General features: G+C 38.9%; 14 protein-coding genes. All 14 read right to left on the minus strand.

Annotated features, from left to right (window positions below; genetic code table 11):
- Window positions 1-143: 143 nt before the first annotated feature.
- Window positions 144-749: a DUF445 domain-containing protein gene (locus BLV55_RS01700; protein WP_093310344.1), complete on the minus strand. Its 606-nt coding sequence runs from the start codon at window positions 747-749 to the stop codon at window positions 144-146.
- Complete coding sequence (locus BLV55_RS01705) at window positions 746-1,063, minus strand: thioredoxin family protein (RefSeq protein ID WP_093310347.1); 318 nt, start codon at window positions 1,061-1,063, stop codon at window positions 746-748. Before BLV55_RS01705 ends, BLV55_RS01700 begins: the two co-directional genes overlap by 4 nt.
- 45 nt (window positions 1,064-1,108) lie before the next feature.
- Complete coding sequence (locus BLV55_RS01710) at window positions 1,109-2,683, minus strand: PAS domain-containing sensor histidine kinase (RefSeq protein ID WP_093310349.1); 1,575 nt, start codon at window positions 2,681-2,683, stop codon at window positions 1,109-1,111.
- A 52-nt stretch (window positions 2,684-2,735) separates the two neighbouring features.
- Window positions 2,736-3,368 carry a response regulator gene (locus tag BLV55_RS01715; protein ID WP_330386550.1) on the minus strand — a complete coding sequence of 211 codons (633 nt, stop codon included), beginning with the start codon at window positions 3,366-3,368 and terminating at the stop codon, window positions 2,736-2,738.
- Complete coding sequence (locus BLV55_RS01720) at window positions 3,359-4,462, minus strand: sensor histidine kinase (protein ID WP_093310352.1); 1,104 nt, start codon at window positions 4,460-4,462, stop codon at window positions 3,359-3,361. Before BLV55_RS01720 ends, BLV55_RS01715 begins: the two co-directional genes overlap by 10 nt.
- A 67-nt stretch (window positions 4,463-4,529) precedes the next feature.
- Entirely contained in the window at window positions 4,530-5,651 is a 1,122-nt protein-coding gene (locus BLV55_RS01725; RefSeq protein WP_093310354.1) for an ABC transporter permease, read from the minus strand.
- Window positions 5,651-6,778 (minus strand): ABC transporter permease, encoded by a 1,128-nt coding sequence (locus BLV55_RS01730; RefSeq protein ID WP_093310357.1) that lies wholly within the window; start codon window positions 6,776-6,778, stop codon window positions 5,651-5,653. Before BLV55_RS01730 ends, BLV55_RS01725 begins: the two co-directional genes overlap by 1 nt.
- A gap of 18 nt (window positions 6,779-6,796) precedes the next feature.
- The gene (locus BLV55_RS01735) at window positions 6,797-7,735 is read right to left on the minus strand and encodes an ABC transporter ATP-binding protein (protein ID WP_093310359.1); all 939 of its coding nucleotides are present in this window, start codon (window positions 7,733-7,735) and stop codon (window positions 6,797-6,799) included.
- Window positions 7,736-7,811: 76 nt separating this feature from the next.
- A complete protein-coding gene (locus BLV55_RS01740; protein ID WP_176968210.1) occupies window positions 7,812-9,020 on the minus strand; it encodes a DUF418 domain-containing protein in 1,209 nt (402 codons plus the stop codon).
- Between the two features lie 246 nt (window positions 9,021-9,266).
- Entirely contained in the window at window positions 9,267-9,809 is a 543-nt protein-coding gene (locus BLV55_RS01745) for a flavodoxin domain-containing protein (protein ID WP_093310365.1), read from the minus strand.
- Between the two features lie 108 nt (window positions 9,810-9,917).
- Window positions 9,918-11,150 (minus strand): aminotransferase-like domain-containing protein, encoded by a 1,233-nt coding sequence (locus BLV55_RS01750; RefSeq protein WP_093310367.1) that lies wholly within the window; start codon window positions 11,148-11,150, stop codon window positions 9,918-9,920.
- A gap of 233 nt (window positions 11,151-11,383) precedes the next feature.
- Entirely contained in the window at window positions 11,384-12,388 is a 1,005-nt protein-coding gene (locus BLV55_RS01755; protein WP_093310368.1) for an aldo/keto reductase, read from the minus strand.
- Entirely contained in the window at window positions 12,385-13,149 is a 765-nt protein-coding gene (locus tag BLV55_RS01760) for an alpha/beta fold hydrolase (protein WP_093310371.1), read from the minus strand. The genes BLV55_RS01755 and BLV55_RS01760 overlap by 4 nt, the downstream gene beginning before the upstream one ends.
- Window positions 13,150-13,297: 148 nt before the next feature.
- Window positions 13,298-14,680, minus strand: a complete 1,383-nt coding sequence (lpdA, locus tag BLV55_RS01765) for a dihydrolipoyl dehydrogenase (protein ID WP_093310373.1) — start codon at window positions 14,678-14,680, stop codon at window positions 13,298-13,300.
- Between the last annotated feature and the right edge of the window lie 14 nt (window positions 14,681-14,694).

The following is a 14,694-nucleotide window of genomic DNA, read 5'->3' on the forward strand; positions in this document are numbered from 1 at the left end:
AATGGTTTTCAGCAATACTTGCAATAAAATGCTTCCAGCCATGGCATTTTTTCTCTGGGATGCAGTTCTTTGCTTACTCTTTTTACTTCATCGCATTATCTGTTTTCGTGATAACTTATTATACCGATAATTTTATTGTTTTGTCAAGAAATTAAGGTAATGATCCATGCCTGGAAAAAACCTATCATTACTCCCAACAATCCACCTAACCTTTCAATATGACGCAATTCTTTTTTGGCAACCATCAGAATCATTTCTTCCAGTTGTTCCATCGGATACTGATTAATTTTCTCTTCAATAAGATCGGCCAGCTTCAGTTTCTCTGATTGGTCTTCGATCAGGTAATCGATCATTTCTGTAATAATTCGATCTCCTTCTTCATTTAATAAATCATTGACAAAAATGCTAATCGGCTTACGCATAGCTCTTCGTAACATTCCAGGAAGTTTTTCCACAATCATATTGTTCAAGTATATTTTAAGAAAAATTTTCAAATCTTCTCTTTGCTGATTTTCACCAAATGTTTTCAAAATATCTTTCATGGATACCAGTTCTTTTTCAATTTGATAGCCAATATTTTTAGCAATTTCACCCTTTCTCCTCGGAATTAAGCCTTGTAACTTAAATCCAAGCAGTGGTACTGAAATCGCCTTATAGGGCTTAAACAGCAGTCGAATAGCTAATACATTGGTTGTCCAACCAATAAAACCTCCGACTAACATTAATAAAATCCAGTTAGTAAGACTCATCTTTCCACCTCGACTTTCAGTCGCATTCCAAGCTCTTTTATATCGATAAATCGTGAAGCTCTGTAGATTTCTTTTCCCTGGCAAAAGAGTATCAGCGTAGGGACTGCAAAAACCAAATGTTTACCGGATATTTCCGGTATTTCATCCAGATTCACCTCAAAAATGCCTACCTTCGGATCCTTTTCCATTTCTTTTTCAATTTTTGGTTTCATAGCGTGACAAACATTACAACTGGTCACTCCTATATATAACATGGCTATTCTCTGTTTTTCTATACAGGCTTCCCACATTTTCATTGTATTAATTTTTATCACGTAATCGATCCCTTCATAAATGACATAAAATTTTTGCAATTTATCTTACGCATCAACCATCATATCGCATTCAAAAATAAAAAGACTTCCTTCCCCTGGTTGGCTAAAGACTTTTATAGAGCCTCCCATAAGATCAGACAATTCTTTGGATATTGATAAGCCAAGCCCCACTCCTCCATAAGAGCGGGTATGTGAATCTTCCACCTGTTGAAACCGATCAAAAATATCAGCCAATTTATCCGATGGTATTCCTATACCAGTATCTTGTATTTTCCATTGTAGTCGCAGAGTCGAAGAGTTAACCCTTTCTTTTACAGTAACGGAAAGATGAACCGAACCTTCATTTGTAAATTTCACTGCATTTCCGGTTAGGTTGTTTACTATTTGCTTCAGTTTGTAATAATCGCCTCTAAGGCTTGTAGGAACTGTATCATCGACTTCCATTGTTATAGACACACCTTTATGAATTGCCGTAACCTTATATAATTCCACTACCTCTTCTAGAAGCTCCGATGAAACAAATGTCATTTCTTCTATAAACGGCTGTTTCTTACCCAAATTAGTATAGTCTAAAATCTCCTGCACTACATGAGCTAAGGATTGGCATGCTTTCACAGAAAGCTCCAGGTATTCTTCCTGCTCTTTGTCAAGCTCGGTTTCCAGAAGTAGTTGCGTCATGCCCATTAAGCCATTAATTGGTGTCCGAAGTTCATGGCTCATATTTGCAAGAAATTGAGATTTAGCTGCATTGACTGTTTCGACGGCTTCTTTAGCCAACACTAATTGTTCATTGATTTTTTGAAGTCTTTCTTCTGATTCTTTTTGTTTTGTAATATCACGCATATATTGAACAACAGCTACCACTTTTCTTTCATCATCAAGTATGGGATAGGCATATTGTTCTATCACTTTTATGTCATTGGGATCCATCTTGTGAGTAACCTCATTCATTTCAAGTTTTCTAGAGTTCATCGCTTTTACTGCTGAACATTTATCGCACCCAGAATATGCATTGCAAAAAACATGGTAGCATTTCTTTCCTTCCAAAGGTGTATTTCTTGAGTACCATTTTTTAATGGTTTCATTTGTGCGAATGATGTTTAAGTCCATATCCAAAACACTAATTCCATCCTGAATTGCATCAATAATCGATTGAAGAAATAACTCTCGTTCACGAATTTGTTCTCGAACAACGACCCATTCTGTAACCACTTCCGTATAGATGACAATTCCTCCAATGTCACCATTTTTTTTATACCATGGACGACATTCCCAGTTTGTATAATCTATCTTACCGTTTTTGCGTATATATTTATTTTCATGACCAGTTATTACTTCGCCAGATAAGGCTTTCTGATGAACCGCTCGCCATTTCTCCGGAATGTCCGGAAACACTTCATAGTGATGACGACCAATCACTTCTTTTTCTTCTACGCCATAGTCTTTCAAAAAACGATTGCTAACAAACAAATGAATAAGATTTTTATCAAAAACAGAAATTGCATTAGGGTCATGACGGATGATTTCCTGCATCATGTGGTTCCACTCATTATTACTCATAAGGCTTTTCTGTTTTTTAAGTTTCCAGAGGTGATTTTGTTTTATGTTCAATTTCTTCACGTAATCACTCCTCACTACCTTATCATAGGAAAGTAATTTGCTTAGATGAAGATCAAAAATGCTTTAAGTAAAATATCGCCAATTGCGTGCGATCCCTCAAAGCCAATTTCTCTAATAATGCCGAAATATGATTCCTAACAGTTCCTTCACTAAGATGAAGCTGCATCGCAATTTCTTTATTAGAAAATCCCGCTCCTATTAATTCCAATACCGTCATTTCCCGAGCTGTCACCTGAAAAGCTTCCGGATCAGCCTTTTGACGATCGTCAATAAATGCCGTCAAGCTGCTGGCAACTTCTGCCTCCAGAACCATACTCCCCTTAGCCACAGAACGAAGCGTCTCTACAATGCTTTCGGCTGGCTGGCTTTTCAATATATACCCTGACGCTCCATGTTTCAAAGCTTCTTTTATATAGTTTTCTTCTTTAAAAGTGGTTAAAATCACTACTTTCACTTCCGGAAACTGCTCACGGAGGTACCGAGTTCCCATCACACCATCCATCACAGGCATTCGCACATCCATCAAAACAATATCCGGTAATCTTTCTTCACATAATGTCAATGCTTCCTGTCCATTGATAGCGGTTCCAATAACCTGAAAATCATCTTCCATATCCAGAATCAACTGCAAACTGTCCCGAATCAGTGCATCATCATCAACAATCATTACCTTTATTATTCCCATTCTCGCTCTCCTTCCCTTGGCAAAATACCAACCATCATAAACCCTTTCTGAGGAGTAACTGAAAAACTTCCCCCGGCATTTTCAATTCGTTCTCTAATACCGCTGATTCCCATTCCTTCATGAATATACGAGCATCCGGATCCATTATCCCGCATAAACAACCGAATGATTTCTTCCCGGATTTCTATCTCGATTTTTATTTGTGTAGCATCAGAATGACGAGCCGTGTTTGTCAGTGCTTCTTTTATTGAGGAAGTTAGTATTTCTACTTGCCGAGGAGTGAGTAGTCCTATGTCTCCCACGTGACGAAATTCTACAGAACAATATTGATAATCATCGATTATTTTCTCAAAATGTGCCCATCCGATCACCGTTTTGGGTCGGATATTATGTACCGTATTTCTTAGTAATTCCAACGAGTTAGATAGTCCTTGTACGGTTTTTTGTAACAACTCTCTGGATTTTTTCAGATCTTTTTCCATTAGTTTATCAGCCGCCTGCAATTGGATCAAATTACCAGCTAACGCATGCCCAAGGTTATCATGTATTTCTGCTGCGATTCGATTCCGTTCATGAATTTCTGTTAAGCGGGCTGTCTCATCAACAGACTGCCGTAATTTGCGTTGTGATTCCTCCAACAAGTATCTGCTTTTTCTTTCCTGATCATAAACCCGTTGATACTCTAAACGGTTTTTTTCGATTTTTCGTTTCATAAATCCCAGGTAAACACTCATCATTATCAGTAGCATATATCCTAGCCACCACTTTTGAGGAAGAAAAAAAATACCAATCGGCATAAGAAGCAAGACAATTGGTATTAGTTCTTTCACAGCTAAATCGTAGGCTGTCACGCTTAACAACGCCAAATAAACAGGGCTGTATCCTGTCAACATAAGGACGATTACTATTTCAAAGCAGAGCAGTGCATTCCAGTCCCAAAACCTGGTACGAAATATATAAGAAGCCACGATCAACAAAAAACCGGCTGATTCTATCAGTGAAACAGACTCGCCAGGAATCAAGCTAAGGAACACCCAAAGAATCATTATTAATTTAAGCATATATCTTGAGTCAAGGATCCTGTTTTCAGCCATAAAAATCCTCTTTTCGCTTTTTACTCATTATCCTTAATCCATAAGATTATGTCAATATTTTCATCACCTAGTTTTCCCCTTGAAGATGAGTTGTTTTTCGCCAATTACCTAGGAGGAACAGGGTAGTGCTAAAAAGAAAAAGAATAAACAGTTCCCAAACTACATCCAGTATCCTTCCATTAATGACAACATGAGTAACGGCATCCATCAGCCAGGTGGTAGGTAAGAAAAGACTAACGTGCTGAAGGATTTCCGGCATTATTTCTTTCGGCCAAAGCATCCCACCCAGCATAGCCATTGGAGTAATTAACATCGAAGCCGTTGCACCAGCCTGACGTTTGTTTTTAGATAGAGAACCCACCGCAACACCAAAAGCCACGCACACAACAGCAAAAACAGACATTACTACAAAAAGTGCTGATACATTCACACCCAAATACAAGTCCAGTACAAAACTAGCAATGAAAAACACACCACTCATTTGAATCAGCATAATGATTAAAAACCCAAGGATATTCTGCAGCATATAATTCCATTGTGGTAACGGTGATATTTGTACCCGGTAAAAAGTTTTGTTTTCTCTGTCATTCAAAAGGTATATGGATGAATATACGGATAAAAAAAGCATGTTCATTCCCAGAATACCCATGCTAAAAATAGTTTTTTCATTTGTACCAGCCTCAACGCCGGCACTTTGAATTACTTCCAGATCCAAGGGCCCTTCCTGATAAAGCTTTAAACCCTTATAAAAAATATCGATATCTCCCTCAGCCACCATTGCTAGATTTTTAGCCGCTCGAATATAGGCATCTGCTTCTAATTGCACCTGAATAACTGAATCCGATTCCTGGATTTTATAGCTATACAATACAGGATCTTTTCCAGCAATCAATTCTTCTGCAAAACCTTTTTCCAACTTTAGTACCAAACTGACCCTTCCTTCCGATAGCATCTGGTTAATCTCTTCTTCCCGGAGCGCCGTTATTGCTACATTATTTCCAATAACTTCTTTTAAGTGCTTTGTTAGCCATGTCTGATCCTGATCAACAAAGCCTACATGAACAACACTTGTTTCACCAACGGCTACCCCAAAGACCAGGCTAATCATAAGAGGAGGAAGGACCAATATTAATAACAGGCTAAGCTTGCTACGAAACATTCTTTTAAAACAATTTTTCAAAATAGTCATCACCAGTACCTCCGTTCCGCTAAGAGGGCTAAACTATATGTGACAAGGATCATAAGGATCATCATAACGATAACAAAAATTAATCTTTTTGTGTCGCCATCATAAATCAGGTTGAAAATTGCATTTTGTGCGAGGTGATTCGGTATCATATACTGCATTTTGTATAAAAAGGACCCTTGCTGAATGTTTGTCTGGAAAAAGCCACCAGAAAAAAAAGTCATCAGCGGAATCATAATCATAAGAATATTACCTGATAGCGTTTCATTCCGCGTGATCATAATAACGGCTGTCCCTATCCCCACAGCCATCAAAGCCGTCAGCAGAATGATTCCCACCAGCATCAACCAACTATTCCCCCAATTTACACCATATACGTAATAGGTAAACCCAATAATAAGAATCGCTTGAAGGACAATTGTTGTCATGTTGGATAAAAGCAGTCCCAGATAATGCTCCACCGAACTGACAGGGGTAGATTTAATTCTATGTCCAGTCGAGCCGAGGTAAGATTGTTTCATCCCGAATACCGCATAACTCGTTCCATACATCATAAACATCACTAACATGGTAACTCCATAATAATCCATGGCTCCTGGCCTTTCATGCGAAGCATTCAGTGACCTTTCAACGATATTACTTCCCTGAAAATCCAAGATTGTTTCCATTCCCAAACTTTCCATTACGATTACTGTATTCGCACCGTTAATAAAGCTTTTTGTTGTATTTTTTACCAAGGACGCCTGCAAAGGATGTTGGGGATTCCCATAAAAAGCAATCATTCCCGTGTCTGTTTCAAGTATATTTTCTGGAAGATGAATAAATCCATGCCCTTCTCCATCTTTCATCATCTTTAGTCCTTCATTGATGGTTGAAACAGGTTTGACAGCGATAAAGCTTTCTTTTTCTAAATTTTCCATAAATACTTCAAAAGCTTCACCCACAGGTCCCTGATCCTCGCTTAGGTAAATAGCTTTTGTATCTGTAACTGGTGGTATTTGAAAAGCACCGTCTAGAGATACCCCAAGGATAAAGATGAGCAGAATTGGTAGCAGCATCATTTCCAAATAAGTGGCCCGATCTCGTATATTTTGAATGAATTGATAACGAAACATGGTCCATAGACGCATAGGAATTCCTCCTGTATTTTACTCTCTATCCCGAAGTGTTTTTCCGGTCAAAGTCAAAAAGACACTTTCCAGGGTAACTTTTTCCACCTGTAAGGAATGGATTTCAGCACCCATATTACTGATGATCTGGCTGATTTGTCCAATTAATGCACTGTCTTTTTTTGCCAGGATCGTGATTTCTTTTCCTTTCCCATGACAATCAATCACTCCCTGTAAATTCTTAATTTTTTCCATCATTGAATAACTGGCATCCGAAACCGTCAACAGAATTCGGTCTTCAGATGAAATCATTTTTTTCAACTCATCTGATGTTCCCTGTGCCATCACCCTGCCTTGATCCATAATAGCTATTTTTGAAGAAATTGCGTCTACTTCTTCCATATAATGGGATGTGTACAAAATGGTGGAACCTTCTCGATTCAATCTGCGAACGGATTCTAAAATATGATTGCGGGACTGTGGATCGATCCCCACCGTTGGTTCATCCATAATGATTAGTTTGGGTTGATGAACAATGGCGCAGGCAATGTTCAAACGTCGTTTCATTCCGCCGGAAAACTTTTTAGGAAATTGTTTTTGATGATCCTTCAGCCCCACAAATTCCAACGCCCATTGAACTTTTTCCTTTAATCGATTTCCCTTCAGTCCATATAATCCACCAAAAAAGGCTATGTTTTCCCAGGCATTCAGATCATCAAAAATTGCTATATCCTGCGGCACTAATCCTATGCCCTTTTTAATGGCTTTTCCACTTTTTTCAAGATTTTGTCCAAAGATCTTAATGCTTCCCTGATCTATTTTGGTAAGACCGGTAATCATATTAATGGTCGTTGTTTTCCCTGCACCATTGGGGCCAAGTAATCCCATTATTTCACCTTCACGTATTTTTAATGAAAGATGATCAACAACAATTTTGTGATGATATCGCTTAACTAACTGATCTATTTCCAATAACATGATACTCCTCCTTTGCCTGCTGACTTTTGCTCAGTAAGCATTAAAAGCCCTTCCTTGAGCACTGATTCTATTTTTGCTAGCCAGCCGCTTCTTCTACGGTGGTTTTTTTTCTGAAAGGCTGACGTTGTTTGTAAGTCAGGGTACGCCATAACCATTCCATAGGACCAAAATGATAGTGAGAAAGCCACCAGTTGCTAACTATTATTTGCAAGAGGTATATAATAATTGTAATGCCCCATAACCCTGCTGCTCCTACTTGATCATACATACCTATTCCATATCCATTAAAAATAAATGATCCTATCACCGAATGCATTAAGTAGTTTGTTAAAGCCATGCGTCCTACATTAGCAATTGGTAGTAAGGTTTTTTCACCATTTTCACGCCGTCGGATTAAGCATAACCCCATTACATAGGCCGTTCCCAATATCGGAGCACCGATAATCCAAAAGAAACTGGAAAGCCATGGAGATTCCGCAAAAATAATAAATGCACCATTGAAAGATGTACCGAAGATCAAGGTCCATACAAATATTTTTTTTATCAACCCATGATAGGATTTCATTTTAGAAAGCAAGTTCATTCGACCGACCAGTAGCCCTAATAGGAAAAGAGCCATTACCGTTCCCCCCTGAACAAACACAACAGATACGAAAGCAGCTAAAGATACGATTCCCTGAAAGAAAGATACCTGCAAAAAGGATCCTTCAAGATGAATTTCTCTTGCCATTTCCGCAATATTCATTTCATCAGGTACGTCCCCAGCGTCTACCAGCGGCCCACCCAAAAAACCCAATGCAACAAAATTAATGACCAAAAAGATAATGGCCCATATGATCAGTGTCCGATTGCGACGTTTTCGAAACACCATCAAAAGAAATCCCAGCACCGCATATAGTCTTAAAATATCTCCATAGAAAAAGAAAACAGAATGAATCATCCCCAATATAAAAAGTAGTGTGAGCCGCCGAGGATAAAAAGAACGAAGATTTATTCCTTTTTCCTCCGCCCTCATCATTTGAACAGAAAATCCAAGCCCAAATAGAAAAGAAAAAATCACATAAAACTTTCCTGTAGCTAAAAAGTTCATTAAAAAAGTTGCCACTTCATCATACCAAGGCGCTATTGGCGCTATATATCCAGGAAGCCACACCGGACCCGCCATCCCTACAATATTAACGGCCAAAATGCCAAAAATAGCAAATCCACGCAAAATATCTAGAATATCCATTCGTTCTTTTTTATTGATCGAGTTAATGATCGGTTTTTGTTGCTGATTTGTCACAGTAACCTCTCCTTCCAGAATCGTCGATACCATCGACGGATTTGACTTTAAAAATGACTCTCCATATCCTTTTCATCTATCATTATATAAAAAAACAGCTTTAAAACCAGTGATCCTACGCCAAACAATCCATGACAAATGTCATACTTCCATTATCGGAACAAAAAACCATAGTGCAAAAAAACTTCGAAGGCACTATGGTTTCTATTTTTTTCTCCGATCTTTTAATAAACGAGCGAACTGGTTTTAATGGATAGAATCAAGAATAGGGCGTATCGATTCTTTGTTCATAAAGTTCACTGGATGTTGAATGCATTCCAAAATCCCACGATCTTCCTCTGTTCTATCTTCTTCTTTTTTACTTTTAATTTTCGCTGCCAGGGCTTTCATCATCATTTTATGGATAAACTTTTGTTTTTGATGATCATAAGCTCCACGCAATAAGAAGAAATTAACTTTCCCCTTCATTTCTGCTGTCACATTTGCCTCCATGACTTCATGAATAACTTTCTCCACCACTGGCGAAAGACCCACGGCGCATATGATTATTCTTTTTTCTTTTATCTGATCGTAGATTTCTTGAAAGGTTTTCATACCGTTGATCCCAGCAGCATAAAGACCACCGCCAAACACTATGACATCATACTTTTGCAACTCTTCAGCTTTTATTTTATCCAGCTCAAAACAGTCTCCGTCCGTTTCTTCGACAATCCACTCGGCATATTGCTTTGTACTGCCATAAAAGCTTTTATAAAGGACAACTACCCGTTTGTTCTCTTTCTTTTCCATTGTCTCTCCCCCATTATAAAATACTCACAAAGACTCCCTCTTCTTCAAGAGGGAGTCTGAGTCCTTATATCCAAAATACGATACAACGCTCTAAAAGAGTTTTATCTCTTAGCTGCTAACTGTAAACGAATATCTAGATTCATATGTTTGAAGTAGTTTTCCCAGCTTTGCCATTCCTTCACGAATTTTTTCAGGAGGCACAGCTCCAAAGCTTAGTCTCATACAGTTTCTTCCCTTTCCGCCACCTTCTGTAAAAAATCCTTCTCCTGCGACATAAGCCACCTTTACCTCCGGGTTTGTAGTAGCTTCTACTAACAATTCTGTGGTATTAATATTCTTTGGCAACTCAGCCCAAGTAAACAGCCCACCATCCGGTTGAGTTCTTCTTGTTCCTTCCGGAAAATAACGGTCAATCGCATCCAGCATCGTATCTCTTCTGATTCGATGAACGGCACATAAGTTTCGATGATGTTCCTGATAATGTCCTTTTTTAAAGAACTCAGCACATATAATCTGTGGCAAAATAGATGTGTGAGAATTAGTGGCGCTTTTTGCATCTGCCAGTTTATTGATGATTCTTTCATTTGCCACCAAATACCCCAGTCGGCTTCCGGGTGAAAAGATTTTGGAAAAACTATTCGCCATTACCACATGACCTGTCGTATCAAATGCTTTTACCGGTGGTAACTCTACTCCATTATAACGGATATCTCTATAAGGATCATCCTCTAAAAGAACAATATCATACTCACTCGCTAATTGAGCTGCTTTTTTTCTTCTATCTAAAGACAATGTAATTCCCGTAGGATTCTGAAACGTAGGGATTAGGTACATCATTTTAGGATTGTATTTTTTGATTTTTGCTTCTAAATCTTCCATATTCATCCCGTTTTCGTCGGTTTCCACAGCAATGCACCTTGCCTGAAACATGTCAAAAATTTCGATAGAATGGACAAAGGTTGGAGATTCCACTAAGATAATGTCTCCCGGATCAATAAACACCTGGCACATTAAATTCATTGCCTCTAGCCCACCGGATAATATCATCGCATTATCAACCGATAGTTTAACCCCTTTCGGTCTAACTAGGTCTGATACAACGACTTCTCGGAGATCCTTCACACCCATCACAGGACCATAGGAAAGGGCTTCTACTCCCCTACCTTCTCTTTGCATAATGTCTTGGGTTAGTTCATGAATGATTTCTACTGGTAGGCATTCCTGAGCGATGGCTCCACCGCTAAAAGAAATAACTTCCGGATCATTCATTGCACCGAATAGATTTCTTATCACAGCAGCTGATTTTTCCATTGAATGCATACGTTTGGCAAATTTAGACATACGTTTGGCCCCTTTTCCTGCAGTTTTTTCTCAATAGAAATCTTATCTCTATTATCTGCGTAATTATAATCAATGATTCTACATGATAAAAAGAGGAATGTCAACACAGAAAAGACAAATGTCTTTTCTGAAAGCATTATCAAAAACTTAAAAGCTTCCAAAAGGGAAGCTTTTAAGTTTTCTAACCGTTTTTCTTGTTTATTCGGATTGATTTTTAGGTGCTTCTTGGCGTCTTAATAGGTTTGGTAAACCTCTAGATTTTTTCTTAACAATTCTGGTGTATCCAGCTCATAAGGACACTTTTCTTTACATTGATTACACTGAGTACATTGTTCAATCATAAGCATTTTTCGCTTCCATTCATCCGTAGAAGTCATAGAGTTCGGTGCTCTTCTCAGTAATAGAGACATTCGTGCACATTGAGGGATATCAATATCCACAGGACAGGGAAGGCAGTATCCACAGGCACGGCAAAAATCACCCATCAGCTCTTCCCGATCCCTTTCAATAATGCTTTCAATCCTCTCATTTAATACTGGTGATGCTTTTTGATATTGAAGGAATTCTTCCAGCTCTCTTTCTTTTTGAATACCCCAAATTGGTAATACATGATCAAACTGACCTATGTATGCATACGCTGCATCTGAATGATGAATAAGTCCTCCCGCTAAAGCTTTCATCGCAATAAAACCAACATCCTTTTCTTTACACTGATGCACCAGATCAATTTCTCGTTGATCTGCGAGATAGCTGAACGGAAACTGAAGCGTATCATACAACCCGGATTTCAGAGCTTCCTGTGCAACGGCCAAGCGATGATTTGTTATTCCAATAAAACGAATTTTGCCCTGATTTTTCGCTTCTTCCATTGCTTCATAAAGACCACTGCCATCTTCTGGTGCAGGGCAAAATGCAGGTGTGTGAAACTGATAAATATCGATATAGTCTGTTTTCAAATTTTCCAAGCTGGTATGCAAGTCTTCCCAGAAATCCCTTGTGTTTTTAGCCATGGTTTTGCTGGCAATAATGATTTTGTGTCTCTTGTCACTTAGCGCTCTGGCAATCTTTTCTTCACTATCACTATACATTCTTGCGGTATCATAAAAATCGATTCCCTGCTGAAAAGCTTTTTTGAGTAGTAAATCTGATTCTTCATAAGAAATGCGTTGAATTGGCAAAGCTCCAAATCCATTTTTTTGAACAATGATATTTGTTTTTCCAAGTCTTACTTTTTTCATGCTTGACGACTCCTTTCTACTATATTCCTTAAAGTTATGGCAAATTCTGCCGGCTTTTCAATCATTGTAAAATGTCCGGATTTAATGTTTCGATGTATGTTTTCTTCAGGCAAATGATCAAATCCATATTTCTTTATCACTTTTTCCTGTAGTGTTTCACTCGGGGCTAAACTACGACTTAGAATTAGGTGGATTGGAATCTGTACGTTTTTTACTTTTTCATGTAATTCTGTATACAAAAGACTTTTCATATAACAAAGGTAAGCACGTCTATCGGTTTCTTTGCAAGTGGCTACCAATTGATGATATAAATCCATATCACCGGTCATATGAGCATATTGCTTTTCGATGGCTTTATCAAAATTTTTGTTAAGTGTGTTCATCACCATACGTTTTAGAATCCAAAAACGAATTTGCCTGGTAGGTGTATCCAAAAGCACCAGTTTTTCTGCCTGTTTTGGTTGTTTTAGCTCTATCATTAGTGCAAGCATTCCACCTAGGCTATGGCCTACAATAGCGCTAGGTTTCCATTTGACCATTTGTAACATTTGAACGATTTCCTCCGCTGTTGTTTCTAAATTAGGCTGATCTGGCACATCTCTATTTTCTCCATGGCCATAAAGATCCAAGGTAACGCAATGAAAGTCAGCCTTTAACTTTTCTATCGTATCTTTCCAGCACTGTTTATTCGAACCCAATCCATGGAGAAAGAGTATCGTCGGCCCTTCTCCTTGTCTTTGAAACTCTAATTTTTTTGTCATTTCTATCACTCCATTTCTGAAACGGTGCTTTGTATTTCCAAGTTCTAGTGCTTATTTTATCATAATTTTTTCTTTCCATATACGAAGAAAAACACTCTTCTTTTCTTTCTCATCGAAAAGAACGAGTGTTTTTAATTCTTTATGGGTTTTACTTCGGAAACAGATGCAATGGTAATCCCAAGGCAGCCATAGCCGCTTCACCCATTCCTTCATTAAAGGTGGGGTGCCCGTGCACCTGGTGAGCCACCTCTTCCAGGCAAGCTTCCATTCCAATAGCCAGAGCACCTTCGGCAATAAGGTCCGTTGCCCGGTCGCCCAGGATATGCACACCGAGAATTTCATTTGTTTCTGCCGTTGCAATAATTTTAATAAATCCTTCCATTTCATAGTCCGCTAACGCTTTTCCCAAAGCTTCATAAGGGAACAAACCTACCTTTATATCACCTCTCGTCTTCCGAGCTTCCTGTTCTGTTATTCCAACACTAGCTGCCTCAGGGAATGTATATAAGCCACCTGGAATGCTTCGATAGTCCATTTTATTAGTCTGCCCCATGGCATTCTCAGCTGCCAACAAACCTTGATGAGCTGCCGTATGGGCCAGCATCATTTTAGCCGTAAGGTCACCTATGGCGTAAATACCAGAGACATTGGTCTCCAGATATTCATTGATTTCCACTGCCTTGTTATGGACCTTAATCCCCAAGGTTTCCAGTCCAATTCCTTCTACATTTGGCTGACGACCTGTTGCCACCAGAAGATTCTTCGTTTCAAGAAATTCTGGTATCCCTACTCCTGTGGCTGTCAGTTTCAATCCATCGCCAGCTTTTTCCACTTTTTTCAATGTTGCATCGGTGTATACGTTAATACCACGTTGTCTCAAAATTTCTGTCATCGCTTCCTGCACCAATTCATCTTCTCTGGGTAATATGGTGGGAAGCATTTCCATCATGGTTACTTTACTGCCCAATGCTTCAAATAAAATAGCAAATTCTACAGCGATAACACCGCCACCCAGTATAGTAAGCCTTTTCGGTATTTCTTTAAAGGAAAGAGCCCCGGTACTGTCTACTACCTGTGGCAAATCCAAACCAGAAACAGGAGGCATCATTGGCCGTGATCCTGTTGCCAGTATTAGTTTATCAAAAGAAATATCCTGAACACCCTCTTCTGTAGCTACCTTCACTGTCTGGCTATTTTTAACAATCCCTCTTCCAGCAATGGTACTGATCCGATGAGCCGCCAGGAGCATTTCCACATTAGCGGTAAGCTGCTCAACCACTTCTTTTTTTCGTTGCATCAATTCTCCAAAATCAAGTTTCATCTGAACATCGATTCCATAAGCTTCCATTTTTTCCTGTTCATGGAGCCATCGAGCTGCTCTCAGCAGAGTTTTTGTAGGAATGCACCCTGTATTAAGGCATACACCGCCTATTTTTCTTTCTTCTATTATGGTGACTTCTGCACCTAGCTGGGCCCCTCGTATAGCCGCTGCATAGCCACCGGGACCGCCGCCCAGAATTACCAGTTTCATCGTTGCCCTCCTTT

This window comes from Tindallia californiensis, assembly GCF_900107405.1.
In the GTDB taxonomy this organism is placed as follows: domain Bacteria; phylum Bacillota; class Clostridia; order Peptostreptococcales; family Tindalliaceae; genus Tindallia; species Tindallia californiensis.